We start from the raw sequence: 12647 nt of genomic DNA, 5'->3' as shown, positions 1-12647 counted from the left end.
CAAAAAGCACCCCTCCGGGACATGTCCGCAGAAGGATGCTTTGAATCATAACTGCATATTCATGTTCTTAAACTGCCTCAATGCGCTCCGCTTGAAGTTGTGCTTTGATACAAAGCTCTGCTGCCTTGAAAGCATGCTCCTGCGTCATCGCATTTTCGGTACGGTTGATGCAATCCAGAATCAGCTGTCCGAAGAAAGGATAACCTACTTCGCCAGTCAGAGCAAAATGCTTTTCGCCCTCTTGATTAACCAGATATAGATGGTTGCCGCTTGGATCACGGGCAATGTCAATATATTTACGAATTTCGATATAACCCTCAGTACCGAGAATGGTCATACGGCCATCTCCCCAAGTACCCAGCCCGTCTGGTGTTAACCAGTCAACGCGGAAATAGTTGGTTGCTCCATTATCAGCCACAAGGGTAGCATCGCCAAAATCCTCAAGCTCCGGATAGTCCTTGTTCTTGTAATTAGCTACTTTACTGCTAACTACTCTTGCATCCTTAGCTCCAGTGAAGTAAAGGAACTGCTCGATTTGATGACTGCCGATATCGCACAGGATACCACCATAGTTATCAAATTTGAAAAACCAATCCGGTCTCGATGGTGCATTCAGACGGTGAGGTCCAAAGCCGATAACCTGAACAACACGGCCAATCGCACCTTGCTCAATTAATTGTCCTGCGAATACAGCACTCTCCACATGAAGACGCTCGCTGTAATACACCATATATTTACGGCCGGTTTCTTTAACCTTTGCGCGAGCTTGCTCCAGCTGCTCCAAAGTAGTCAATGGCGCTTTATCTGTAAAATAATCTTTGCCTGAGTCCAATACGCGAAGTCCCAATGCGCAGCGATCCGATGGAATAGCTGCACTTGCAACTAATTGGATCGAAGCATCATTCAAGATTTCCGCTTCGGAAGCGGCTGCTCTTGCTTGCGGGTACTTACTGATAAAAGCGGCTACCTTGGCAGGGTCTGGATCATATACAGCAACCAGCTCTGCACCTGCTTCGATCAATCCATTAGTCATTCCATAAATATGACCATGATCCAAAGCAACAGCAGCAAAAAGAAATTCTCCCTTACCTACAACCGGATTCGGTTTGCCCTGAGGGGCGTAATTCATTCCATCTTTGTTTTGCATCGTATTGAATGCCTCCTGATATTGGGATTCCTTTGGATAATGTTAACGTGAACATTCCTCATTTTACCACAGATCCGTTAGGAAGTGCATCAGAAATTGTAGCCAGTGTTAATTGGTCTCCGTGAGAAGCAGCCAGAATCATCCCTTGAGATAATTCGCCGCGCAGCTTGACCGGCTTCAGGTTAGTGACACAGATCACCTTGCGTCCAACCATCTGCTCTGGCGTATAAAATTTGGCTATTCCCGATACAACCTGACGCTGTTCGGTTCCCAGATCCAGTTGAAGCTTCAGCAGCTTATCTGCCCCTTTGACAGGCTCAGCAGCCAATACTTCTGCAACACGAAGCTCAACCTTGAAAAAATCATCGATGGAAATTTCCGCAGCCGTTTCATCTGTACTTGCCGTTGAGGCCGCTGTGACCGATCCTTTAACGGCAAAGGTTTGATTGCCAGCGCTTTGCTTGGAAGCTTGCTCCTTCGTTCCCTCTGCCGCTTGTTCTGCTCCAGTTCCTTCAGCAACGGCTGCAGCGCCTCCGCTCATAGCCTCTGCGATGAAAGCTACTTCCTTCTCCATTTCAAGTCGAGGGAATAATGCTGCGCCTTTAGCTACACGAATACCAGCTGGCAGTAGTCCAAACGTATGGATGGTATCCCATGCAGGCTGAGCTTCTTCGCTGATCCCAAGCTGCTGCCAAATACCTCGCGGAGTCTGGGTCAAGAAAGGCTGCAGCATCACGGACGAAATCCTTAGTGATTCTGCCAGCACGTACAGAACAGATCCCAGAGCGGCACGTTTACTCTCATCCTTGGCTAGAGTCCAAGGTTGTGTTTCATCGATATATTTATTGGTGCGGCTGATCATTTTCCATATTTCACTCAACGCTACGGAGAACTCCATCTTCTCCATCGCTTCTTCTACTTTAATTGCTGCCTGGCTTATCGTGTCCAGCAGAACCGAGTCAAACTCGGTAGCTCCAGCTACATAAGCAGGCAGAATACCGTCAAAATATTTCTCGATCATCGCCACGGTACGACTTAACAAATTACCCAGATCATTCGCCAAATCAAAATTTATCCGTTCCACAAAGCTTTCCGGTGTGAACGTGCCATCTGAGCCAAATGGAACTTCGCGCAGCAGGTAATAACGAAGTGCATCCAATCCATAACGGTCAATGAGCGTAACCGGATCTACAACGTTGCCCTTGGATTTGGACATTTTGCCATCCTTCATGAGCAGCCAGCCGTGTCCGAACACCTTTTTGGGTAATGGAATGTCAAGTGCCATCAACATAATGGGCCAGTAGATCGTATGAAAGCGAATAATCTCTTTGCCGACGAGATGTACATCTGCTGGCCAGTAGTTTTTAAATTTGGTATCATCCTCTGACCCGTAACCAAGTGCTGTTATATAATTCGATAATGCATCGATCCATACATAGATGACATGCTTCGGGTCTCCGGGCACCTTGACTCCCCAATCAAAAGTCGTACGAGAAACCGCCAGATCCTCCAGACCTGGTTTGATAAAGTTATTAATCATCTCATTTTTACGCGATTCGGGTTGGATAAAATCCGGGTTCTGCTCATAGTACTCAAGCAGCCGATCCGCATATTTGCTCATCCGGAAGAAATAGCTGTCTTCCTTGATCAGCTCTACAGGGCGACCACAGTCTGGACATTTACCGTCAACGAGCTTGTTTTCCAAAAAGAACGATTCGCAGGGCGTACAGTACCAGCCTTCATAGGTACTTAAGTAAATATCGCCTTGCTCCATCAATTGAGCAAAAATCTTCTCCACTGACAGCTTGTGACGCGGCTCAGTGGTACGAATAAAATCATCGTAGGAAATATCCAGTTTCCACCACAGCTCCTGAATGCCACCAACAATCTCATCTACAAACTGTTGAGGAGTGACACCCTTTTCCTGCGCCTTACGCTCAATTTTTTGCCCATGCTCGTCAGTACCTGTCAAATACATGACATCGTAACCGCGCAGTCTTTTATAACGGGCCATCGCATCCCCCGCGACAGTGGTGTAGGCATGACCAATATGCAGCTTATCACTTGGGTAGTAGATCGGGGTGGTTAGGTAAAACGTTTTTTGTTTATTCGACATTTGGTTTGCCCTCCTAAAAGTTTTTCGTAGAAAACTTACTTCGTAAGCATCTACCTTGTTTTTGTAGAAAACTTACTTCGTAAAAAAACAGAAAAAGCCCTGTCCAGCTTGGGACGAGAGCTTGTGCTCACGCGGTACCACCCAACTTCCCCCGTAATCCGATACATCCGGATCATCAAGGCTCAGTAGTCATGTTGCGACATTCCGTTAACGCCGGAACTACGATGACAGCTTACATACAGAACCTGCCTGATCACAAGCTTCCGCTGCTCACCATCATATCCTCCTGGGCCATCTTCCCTTACTTCGGTCAACCGGTTTTCAGCTTCCCCGGCTCTCTATATGACACTCTGCAAAGTACTTTTCCATTCATCGGATTGACAAATATAGATTAAGCCAAATATAACTAACAAAACATCGACTGTCAAGCCCATATGCCCATGAGTCCCAAAGCTGCGGCATTCCCCTATAATATTTTTGATCAGCGAGTACGTTTCTTTCTAATATTGGGTAATACTTAGGTAATAAGCTGTTAAGAAGAGGTGATTATAATATGATGGATTTTGTATATATGATTTTGTCGATGATGGTCGTAGGTTGTGTCTCGCTATTGACACTTGGCCTGTTAGGTGTCTTCAAGAAAGAGAAAGGCCGGTAAGCATCCTTTATACAATGTTTGCAATGCCACTACCGTTCAGTCGAATGATAATCAACTACGATTTAGGCGGAACATGATCAATACCACCAGGATGAAAAGGATGGCATTTACATACTCTTTTAACCGCCAGCCAGGAACCTTTAGCCGGTCCATGCAGCTCCAAGGCATCCAAGGCATATTGGGAGCAAGTCGGGTAAAAGCGACATGTTGGCGGTTTTAATGGAGAAATAAATTTACGATAAAACAGTACCATTCCCTTGAGCAAGCTCTTCATATTACGCCTCCGAATCTTGCACCTGATGAATGACTTGGAATAACGAATGGTAAGCAGAACGAAAAAGAAACTGTATGGGAGCTACTGCCCTCAACAGTCCTTATCCAATCGCTAATTGCGAGTTATTTCTTCGTTGTCTTACCTGTTTCAGGCGCCGTTTCATTGTGCTTTGCTTTAATGGCTGCTTTGAGTTCAGCTGCGCTTTTACCATTGGGATCAATTTTTAACTTGGCTGCCTCATTCTGAAGTTTTTTTAATTCAAGCTTGGCCGCTTCCGCCTTTTTCTTCGCTTGAATAGCTGCTGTCAGTTGCTTGGCCGTTTTATCTTTGGGATCAATACCAAGCTTGACGGCTTGCGCCTGCAGCTTTTTGAGCACTTCGTCTTTCTTAGCCTTGGCAGTTGCATGGTTCTGGGCCGATCCCGTCGAAGCCCCTGCAGTTCCCTGAGTGGCTGAAGCATTTGCCGCGCTAGCTATACCTCCGCTTAGCAATAAAGCTCCCGCAATACTCATCGTCATTATTTTTTTCAATAACATCCTCACACCGCCTAAGCAAGAGTATAAAGTCCATCATTAACCATTTGCAGCAAAGCATCCTTGCGGCTAGCATGGCATGCAATCAGATAAGGCTCGGGATTCATTCCCTTAAAAGGATTCCCTTTGAAATCCATAATCAAGCCTCCCGCTTCCTGCACAAGTAACAAACCGGAGTATAGATCATCGCCTTCCGAATTGTACAAAATGATCCCGTCAATGTGCCCTCTTGCGAGCATACTCCACTGCAAGGTAGGCGCCCACAGCCGCAGCATCCGTTTGGAACTGCTTTCCAGATGCCTGCGTAAACGAATAGCTTCTACATGGTTCTGCACCGCATGTCCTTGTATCCAACCAATCGTGAGTCTTTTGGATAGAGGACGTACCTGCAGCTCCAGTGCTGCACCATTACAAGTTGCACCCTGATCCTGCTTGGCCACATACATCTTGTCCTGCATCGTATCGTAAATGACACCAAGAACTGGCTGTTGTCGATATATTAAGGTCACAGAAACACCAAATAATGGCATCCCGATAGCAAAATTATTCGTCCCATCCAGCGGATCGACCAGCCATAGCCAGTCGCTGTCCACACCAGACCACCCATTCTCTTCACTATGTATCCGATGATCGGGAAACGCCTGATGAAGACGCTCCAGAATCGCTTCCTCTGCCTTCAGGTCAGCTTCAGTCAACACATCACTGAACTCGCCCTTCTCTTCGATACTACAACCTTCGGCAAAAAAATGGCGTGCAATATTCCCAGCTTCCCGTGCAGCAGCTACAGCAACCTCTTCCGCCCTCAATAGCGTATGTTCCAGCATCATTCCATCATCCCCTGCGCATTTCATCCGTTACGATTGAAAGCTTCATATATTCCAAAAGATATATACAACGATAACACCCGAGTTGCTTATCCTATGTACGGAGCCTGTACCTCGTGCTGGCCTGTTCCTTCGTCTGTTTGCTCCAATGAGATTTTGGCACCCAGCGAGCGAAACAACTCAATCGCATTTTCATTACCACGCTGAATATGCTCTATGCCAGTGATTCGGGTTGTCCCTTCGGCGGCCAATCCAGCTAACAGCAGACATGTACCTGCTCTTACATCCGTTGCGTGAACCCAATTCCCTTGAAGAGGCAAGCCCCCTCTGATAAATGCACTTTCCTTACGTACCTCAATCTGCGCTCCCAGTCTTTTCAACTGCTGTACATGGCTGAATCGCTTCGGATATACACGTTCGGTCACAATACTTTTGCCAAGTGATTGAAGCAGTAGTGCCGTAAAAGGCTGCTGCAAATCCGTTGCAAACCCCGGATACATCCCCGTTCGGATCCGTGTCGCACGCAGCTTGCCCGACGAATGCGCCGTAATATTCTGATCATCGATGACAATCTCAATCCCGATTTCGCGGAGCTTGGCCGTGCACGAACCCAAATGCTCTGGAATTACGTTTCTTACCGTGATACTGCCTCCGTTCATACCCGCAGCCATGAGAAAAGAACCCGCAATTAAACGATCGGGTATGACCTGATAGACGCCACCGCCGAGATAAGGAACGCCCTCTATACGGATTTGATCTGTACCGGCACCAACAATCTTGGCCCCCAGCATGTTCAAGAAATTGGCGGTATCCACAACCTCAGGATCTGTAGCTGCGTTCATCAGACGCGTCTTACCCTTTGCTCTGACAGCTGCCAGCATCGTATTAATCGTGGCTCCGGATGTAATCATATCAAAATAAATGTCGGCTCCGCGCAGTTCCTTCGCTTCAACAACATAGTAGTCATGGTGAAAAGTAACTTCAGCACCCAGCAATCGGAACGCTTTGATATGCTGGTCAATCGGACGCGAAACAAAATCATCGCCACCCGGGAAACCAACAGTAACCTTGCCGAATTTAGCCAGCAAGGCGCCTACAAAATAATATGAAGCCCGGTATGCTGAAGCCTTGCCCGGATCGATAACAGCACTGTGCAGCTGTCTCGGGTCCATGTGCAGCTCGCCGGAAGGCAATCGTTCAATGTATAGTCCAATGTCCTGACCGATTTGACGAATCACGCGCAAATCCTCAATATTCGGAATACCGTCCAATGTGACTACTGAATCTGCCAGGCAGGAGGCGGCTAACAGAGCCAAAGAGCTGTTTTTGGAGCCTTGTATGGATACGGCACCTTTTAGAGCACCGGATTTTTGCACTTGAATAAATTTCACTTCATTTCCTACTTTCCACATGGAGTTTAGCTAACATGACGGTGAAGCGAATCTTCACCTGAATTCCATTGTCTTTGTGACTACCGTCATTTTACACTATATCCATGACAAAATACAGTTTTATCCGCAAAAAAAAAGGATCGGGAATTGGGTTCCCCGTCCTTCTGTAATCAAGGCATTTAATGAGCCTTCAACCTATCGAGGTCGGTGCACCGAAAGGCGAGTGATAATCGCTTATGGCACTTAAAATCCGAGCTGCCTGTTCATCGTTCATCGAACCAAACCGTTCTGCTGCATCGACGATTTTCGGAAATAGATGTACATCGCCAGCCGTCGCAAAACCCGATATAGCTGGAAAAGAGAGCACAAAATGCACACAGGCATCAATGATCTCCTGGTTGTCAAAAGGCTCATACCAGGTAGCATAGCCACGCTGCTGATGCTCAGCCCAGGGTCCCTTGGCGATCGCTTTGATGACACGTAGTGCGGTATTTTGTTTAGTCGTTTCCTCCATCAGTCGATCAAAGCCATCGCGATATTCTGGAAGCGAATACAGAACATAGTTCAAAGGTAGCAGCACGGTTTCAAACGGAAATCTCCTCAGCGCCTCCAGATGTGTAGCAGGTGCCTGATGTCCATGACCTGTAATCCCGATAGCTCCAATAATCCCTTCATCCTTGGCTTCCAGCAAAGCCTCGAGTGCGCCACCTTGTGCCGTACACTTGTCCAGCTCTTCAAGCGTCCCCACAGCATGGAGCTGCAGCAAATCAACCCGATCCACCTGCAGCCGTTCCAATGACCGGTAGATTTGCTCCTTGGCCTTTGCCTTGGTGCGCTCACCCGTTTTTGTGGCGAGGAATATATCCTTGCTGATCTTAGGCATCCAGGGCCCCATCCGCTGCTCAGCTTCCCCATAGCTTGCAGCTGTGTCAAAATGATTGACATGATGCTCAAGCGCATAAGCAATGGACGCATCCGCTTCTTCCTGTGTGACAGCACCCAGACTGGCTGCTCCGAACATAACCACAGAGCTGTCGTAGCCTAATCTTCCTAATTTCCGCTGCTGCATATCATCGTTCCTCCTTATTTGCTCATCCATAGATTAACTAAGCTTGCAGCTGCGCTGAACCCGGTACAAGCTGCATGAACTCAATACGGTTGCCATCCGGGTCCTTGGCCCAGCATTGGTAATTGGTATCTTTCCCTTGTTTGGGCTCGACATCCAAAGCAATTCCTTGCGATTTCAAATGATTAGCGATTTCGTGGATATCATCGACTTCCAGACAAAGGTGGTTAAATCCGATTGGCTTCTCGACTCGCTCCGGTTTATTCAGCCCTCCATAAAAAAGCTCAATGAATTGTCCGCCACACACCTTAATGTATACAATCCACGGCAAATCATCATTATCATGAATTTCAAAGGCTTTCTTAAAACCAAGCACCTCACAGTAAAAATGAAGCGATTTCTCCATATCCTGTACCGTTAACGCCAAATGCCCAATTCCTTTAATCATTGTCAACACCTCCTACTCTATCATAGCGAAAACGCAACCAAAATATAAGGCGTGTCGCTCATCCCACTAACTTACCTTGAGGTAAGCTATCAAGTTCAAAACGAAAAAAAGGGCGCTGCTCGCACCCTTTTGCTCATTTTTTATGGATGTTGTGAAGGTTTAATCATTTTTTGACAGACAGCCTTTTGCGGGAATTGATTCTGCGACGTCCCAGATAAATATGACTTCTCGATTTAGCCAATCCTGCCGTCAAAGCTTTCGCTCCACCCAGCGAGTTCAACAATTTAAACATCGGAGTCATCTGTTGAAATAATTTGAACATCTGCTGTGCTTTTCCCATCATTGCAATCATACTATCGATACCGCCAAAGGCGCTCGCCAAGGAAAACCCCTGAGAAGCCGCTGCGGCTGCTGGCGCTTCTGCCGCTATTTCCGCTTCCTCGGCAGGTCGGTATAAACCTTTAACTTCCATGGTTTTCAAATAGGGCTTCATCGGTTGAGAAGTTTTTCTTTTCGTTCTACGTCTTGGTACGGCAGACTTCATACAGATCCCTGTCCTTCCTGCAGGATATGCGTCCTTTTAGGATACTGTATGCGGATAAAGTTTACTTCGGAACATCGATCCAGCCCAAATAAATCGAGTAATAAAATAAAAAGGTTGTCGCTAATGCCAGCAGAAATAATAATATACCGAGCTTCACCTTACGTTGGAAAAAGAAAACAAGTGCAAGACTAAAAAAAGAACCCATCCCCAGCAAAAACAACATAAAAAATAACATGAATCCAACGTCTCCTTTATATCTATCCTGATCACACACCGCATGTGATCGTTATCAGATACACTTTATCATTTCTTGGCACATAAATCGAATAACAAAAAAAAGCCGACCCCCGATAAATCAGGCGTCAGCGTATGATCAATAAGAACTATTCTTCGAAGTAAGTAAATTCCCAGTCGCCTTCTTCAGCGGCCCATTTGGTAGCATCTGTATATTCTGGAACGTCGGAGAAAATGAACTTGTACTCTACAGTTTCACCCGGCTTCAGATGAACCGTCAAGTCTTCAAAAACGTGATTGGCTACTTCCTTGGTATCGCCAGCATCATTACCAAGAATGATTTTTGTCGTAACTTTTGTCACCTTTTCGATGTTCTTGTCACCTGTGTTGGAAAATGTTCCTGCTGCTGTGAGCGTTCCATTCTCATAGGATACACCTGTAACTTCAAAGTTCATTGCCGCATCTGCAAAAGCAACGGCGGAAGTGCTGAACAATGCTGTACATAGCAAAGCGGCTGCCATCAATCTCTTAGCTGTTTTTCTCATTTTTTGTCACTCCCAAACATATTTTCGTTCTATATTCGATAATATTAGGTATATTTACCCATGTCAATTTATATAAATGAAATTTTAGGGTTGTGAACATCTGGGCAGGGCTACTTACCTTTTTGATACTTAGGCAATCTAATCTCAGTACTTTCCATGGGGAACTTTTTTACTTATACTAGATAAGCAAGATCGCTTTCTATGGAAATATGCGAACTTTCAAGGAGGATAACAATGCCTTACCAAGCGAACGAAGAACGTTACGGAACTATGAAGTACAACAGAACCGGCAAATCCGGACTGCTGCTGCCAGCGATCTCGCTGGGATTGTGGCACAATTTTGGCGGTGTGGATACGTATGAGAACGGCAGAGCCATGCTGAGAACAGCATTCGATTTAGGAATTAACCATTTTGACCTGGCTAACAACTATGGCCCGCCTCCAGGTTCGGCTGAAGAAATGTTTGGGCAAATGATGAAAACCGATTTGGCACCTTACCGTGATGAATTGATTATTTCCTCCAAAGCGGGTTACCGGATGTGGCCAGGCCCTTATGGTGAATGGGGAAGCAAAAAATATTTAATTTCCAGCCTTGATCAAAGCTTGAAGCGGATGGGCTTGGATTATGTCGATATTTTCTACTCGCACCGCTTTGATCCCAATACCCCGTTAGAAGAAACCATGGGTGCATTGGATCAGATCGTCAGACAAGGAAAAGCATTGTATGTAGGGATTTCAAGCTATACGGCTGAACAATCCGCTGATGCGATTGCTATTCTGAATCGGTTGGGCACACCGCTGCTTATTCATCAGCCGAGCTACTCTATGTTTAACCGTTGGGTTGAAGACGGACTGCAGGACGTGCTTGCCCAAAACGGTACAGGCAGTATTGCATTCTGCCCACTGGCTCAAGGCTTGTTGACAAGTAAATATTTGAAGGGCATCCCTGCTGAATCCAGGGCGGCTAAGGAAACCGGTGCTCTTAACGAGAATGCAGTCACAGAGGAAAAGGTAGCCAAGATTCGTCTGCTGCATAAGATCGCCGAAGAGCGCGGCCAAAGCCTTGCTCAGATGTCTCTTGCCTGGGTACTGCGCGAGGGTCGAGTGACCTCTGCACTCATTGGTGCAAGCCGTCCAGGTCAAATCGTCGAAAATGTCGCTGCCTTATCCAATCTTGATTTCAGCAAGGAAGAGCTCGCACAGATCGATGATATTTTAAGCTGATCCTACACATATCGAAGAACCTCCGTTCCCATCACAACTCAATGTGACGGGAACGGAGGTTCTTTTGATTAGTAGTTAATTTCAACGATTAGCCCATAAAAGTTTGAATCAACAGATAAGCGTTCAACACGACAATAACCGCTGCAACGAACCATGCCAAAATTTTTAACCACAGCGGGTTTGCAAATTCACCCATCTTCAGCTTATCGCTTGTAAACATGACCAAAGGTATTACCGCAAAGGAAAGCTGCAGCGACAAGATTACCTGACTTAGAATCAATAAATCCGTTGCGCCTTTATCACCATACAAAGCGATAACCACAACCGCAGGGATAATGGCAATTAAGCGAGTAATCAGGCGGCGGAGCCATGCAGGCAATCGAATGTTCAGAAAGCCTTCCATCACAATCTGCCCAGCCAACGTTCCTGTCAAAGTTGCATTTTGACCTGATGCGAGCAAAGCGACTCCGAATAAAATACTACCCAAAGCCGTACCCAATAGAGGTGTAAGCATGTAATAGGCATCCTGAATTTCGGCGATATCAAACAGTCCTGCCTTATGGAACGTCGCGGCGGAGACGATTAATATAGCCGCATTAATGAACAATGCAAAAAATAAGGCGATCGATGAATCCCATGTAGCATATTTGATCGCTTGACGCTTGCCAAGAGCTGTCTGCTCAAAATCTCTTGTCTGTACAATAGCCGAATGCAAATACAAGTTGTGCGGCATCACTGTAGCGCCGAGTATACCAATCGCAATATAAAGCATGGCCGGATTTGTAATAATTTCTGAGCTTGGTACGAATCCTCTCATAATACCGCCAAAATCCGGTTTGGATAAGAAGATTTCAGCTACAAAACATCCTCCCACGGTTACTATAAGGACAATGACGAGGATTTCAATGTAGCGGAATCCTTTATTTTGCAGCAGAAGAACTAACAGCACATCAAGCGCGGTAATGATAACTCCGTACAATAAGGGAATCCCAAATAGTAAATATAATGCAATCGCGGACCCGATAACTTCAGCCAAATCACAGGCCGCTATCGCAAGCTCACACAAAATCCAGAGCACCATCGCAACGGGTTTACTATAGTGGTCTTTACAGGCCTGAGCCAAATCTCTTCCAGTTACGATCCCCAGCTTGCCGGCCAGTGCCTGCAATAGAATCGCCATCATATTCGAGATGAGAACTACCGAGAGCAGTGTGTAGCCGAACAACGATCCGCCTGCGATATCTGTCGCCCAGTTACCCGGGTCCATATAACCAACAGCTACCAAATAACCCGGGCCTACAAAGGCCAGAAACTTGCGAAACCAGGTGCCTTTGGTAGGAACCTTCATCGAACGAAATACTTCCGGCAATGTGGCTTGTTTACGAGGAAGCCGCCAGCCAGCTTCTACTTCAGGTATGCTTTCTAATTTGTTTTTCAATCCACTCACCGCCTTCTCTATATCCAGCCTTCATATATTTAACCACAAATCAATCCTATAAACAGAAAAAGATGTGCGCAGCTAATTCTTTTGTCCTTGTGCAACTTTTAAACAAAAAAAAATAACTGACTTTCATTTCTCTATTTATGATATATGTCTTTGTCGTTAAATTGTTGCCTATAAAAAAGCTCCTATATTTGAATTG

At 46.0% G+C, this 12647-nt stretch carries 13 protein-coding genes; 1 reads left to right on the top strand and 12 read right to left on the bottom strand.

The annotated features are described in order from the left end of the window. Nucleotides 1-67: 67 nt before the first annotated feature. From BK127_RS10515 to BK127_RS10470, 11 genes are all read right to left on the bottom strand, one after another. Nucleotides 68-1147: a Gfo/Idh/MocA family protein gene (locus BK127_RS10515; protein ID WP_076230006.1), complete on the bottom strand. Its 1080-nt coding sequence runs from the start codon at nt 1145-1147 to the stop codon at nt 68-70. A gap of 58 nt (nt 1148-1205) precedes the next feature. Further along, complete coding sequence (gene metG / locus BK127_RS10510; RefSeq protein WP_076230005.1) at nt 1206-3263, bottom strand: methionine--tRNA ligase; 2058 nt, start codon at nt 3261-3263, stop codon at nt 1206-1208. Nucleotides 3264-3976: 713 nt separating this feature from the next. Beyond that, nucleotides 3977-4195: a membrane protein insertion efficiency factor YidD gene (gene yidD / locus BK127_RS10505; protein WP_076230004.1), complete on the bottom strand. Its 219-nt coding sequence runs from the start codon at nt 4193-4195 to the stop codon at nt 3977-3979. 122 nt (nt 4196-4317) lie between these two features. Further along, the gene (locus tag BK127_RS10500; protein WP_076230003.1) at nt 4318-4731 is read right to left on the bottom strand and encodes a hypothetical protein; all 414 of its coding nucleotides are present in this window, start codon (nt 4729-4731) and stop codon (nt 4318-4320) included. Nucleotides 4732-4742: 11 nt separating this feature from the next. Next, nucleotides 4743-5555, bottom strand: coding sequence for an inositol monophosphatase family protein (locus tag BK127_RS10495; RefSeq protein ID WP_305954292.1), 813 nt, complete (start codon nt 5553-5555; stop codon nt 4743-4745). 86 nt (nt 5556-5641) lie between these two features. Then, on the bottom strand, nt 5642-6964 hold the full coding sequence (gene murA, locus BK127_RS10490) for a UDP-N-acetylglucosamine 1-carboxyvinyltransferase (RefSeq protein WP_256711257.1): 1323 nt from the start codon (nt 6962-6964) through the stop codon (nt 5642-5644). A 169-nt stretch (nt 6965-7133) separates the two neighbouring features. Further along, a complete protein-coding gene (locus BK127_RS10485) occupies nt 7134-8012 on the bottom strand; it encodes an aldo/keto reductase (protein WP_076230002.1) in 879 nt (292 codons plus the stop codon). 37 nt (nt 8013-8049) lie between these two features. Beyond that, nucleotides 8050-8457 carry a VOC family protein gene (locus tag BK127_RS10480; protein ID WP_076230001.1) on the bottom strand — a complete coding sequence of 136 codons (408 nt, stop codon included), beginning with the start codon at nt 8455-8457 and terminating at the stop codon, nt 8050-8052. Nucleotides 8458-8620: 163 nt separating this feature from the next. Further along, entirely contained in the window at nt 8621-9001 is a 381-nt protein-coding gene (locus BK127_RS10475; RefSeq protein ID WP_076230000.1) for a hypothetical protein, read from the bottom strand. 61 nt (nt 9002-9062) lie between these two features. Beyond that, nucleotides 9063-9236 carry a hypothetical protein gene (locus BK127_RS43640; protein ID WP_179097439.1) on the bottom strand — a complete coding sequence of 58 codons (174 nt, stop codon included), beginning with the start codon at nt 9234-9236 and terminating at the stop codon, nt 9063-9065. A gap of 148 nt (nt 9237-9384) precedes the next feature. Beyond that, the gene (locus tag BK127_RS10470; protein WP_076229999.1) at nt 9385-9780 is read right to left on the bottom strand and encodes a hypothetical protein; all 396 of its coding nucleotides are present in this window, start codon (nt 9778-9780) and stop codon (nt 9385-9387) included. A gap of 234 nt (nt 9781-10014) precedes the next feature. Here BK127_RS10470 and mgrA point away from each other — a divergent pair, with 234 nt between their 5' ends. Then, nucleotides 10015-11004, top strand: a complete 990-nt coding sequence (gene mgrA / locus BK127_RS10465) for an L-glyceraldehyde 3-phosphate reductase (RefSeq protein WP_076229998.1) — start codon at nt 10015-10017, stop codon at nt 11002-11004. A gap of 88 nt (nt 11005-11092) precedes the next feature. On the opposite strand, the gene BK127_RS10460 is transcribed toward mgrA, so the two are convergent. After that, nucleotides 11093-12442, bottom strand: coding sequence for an Nramp family divalent metal transporter (locus BK127_RS10460; RefSeq protein ID WP_076229997.1), 1350 nt, complete (start codon nt 12440-12442; stop codon nt 11093-11095). Nucleotides 12443-12647 lie beyond the last annotated feature (205 nt).

The organism is Paenibacillus sp. FSL H7-0331, from assembly GCF_001956045.1.
This window is presented reverse-complemented; position numbering and strand designations above follow the sequence as displayed.

Bases quoted from the DNA above. Each gene is read 5' to 3' on its own strand.
- BK127_RS10515 (WP_076230006.1), bottom strand. From the start codon at position 1,147: ATGCAAAACAAAGATGGAATGAATTACGCCCCTCAGGGCAAACCGAAT.
- metG (WP_076230005.1), bottom strand. From the start codon at position 3,263: ATGTCGAATAAACAAAAAACGTTTTACCTAACCACCCCGATCTACTAC.
- yidD (WP_076230004.1), bottom strand. From the start codon at position 4,195: ATGAAGAGCTTGCTCAAGGGAATGGTACTGTTTTATCGTAAATTTATT.
- BK127_RS10500 (WP_076230003.1), bottom strand. From the start codon at position 4,731: ATGTTATTGAAAAAAATAATGACGATGAGTATTGCGGGAGCTTTATTG.
- BK127_RS10495 (WP_305954292.1), bottom strand. From the start codon at position 5,555: ATGATGCTGGAACATACGCTATTGAGGGCGGAAGAGGTTGCTGTAGCT.
- murA (WP_256711257.1), bottom strand. From the start codon at position 6,964: ATGTGGAAAGTAGGAAATGAAGTGAAATTTATTCAAGTGCAAAAATCC.
- BK127_RS10485 (WP_076230002.1), bottom strand. From the start codon at position 8,012: ATGCAGCAGCGGAAATTAGGAAGATTAGGCTACGACAGCTCTGTGGTT.
- BK127_RS10480 (WP_076230001.1), bottom strand. From the start codon at position 8,457: ATGATTAAAGGAATTGGGCATTTGGCGTTAACGGTACAGGATATGGAG.
- BK127_RS10475 (WP_076230000.1), bottom strand. From the start codon at position 9,001: ATGAAGTCTGCCGTACCAAGACGTAGAACGAAAAGAAAAACTTCTCAA.
- BK127_RS43640 (WP_179097439.1), bottom strand. From the start codon at position 9,236: ATGTTATTTTTTATGTTGTTTTTGCTGGGGATGGGTTCTTTTTTTAGT.
- BK127_RS10470 (WP_076229999.1), bottom strand. From the start codon at position 9,780: ATGAGAAAAACAGCTAAGAGATTGATGGCAGCCGCTTTGCTATGTACA.
- mgrA (WP_076229998.1), top strand. From the start codon at position 10,015: ATGCCTTACCAAGCGAACGAAGAACGTTACGGAACTATGAAGTACAAC.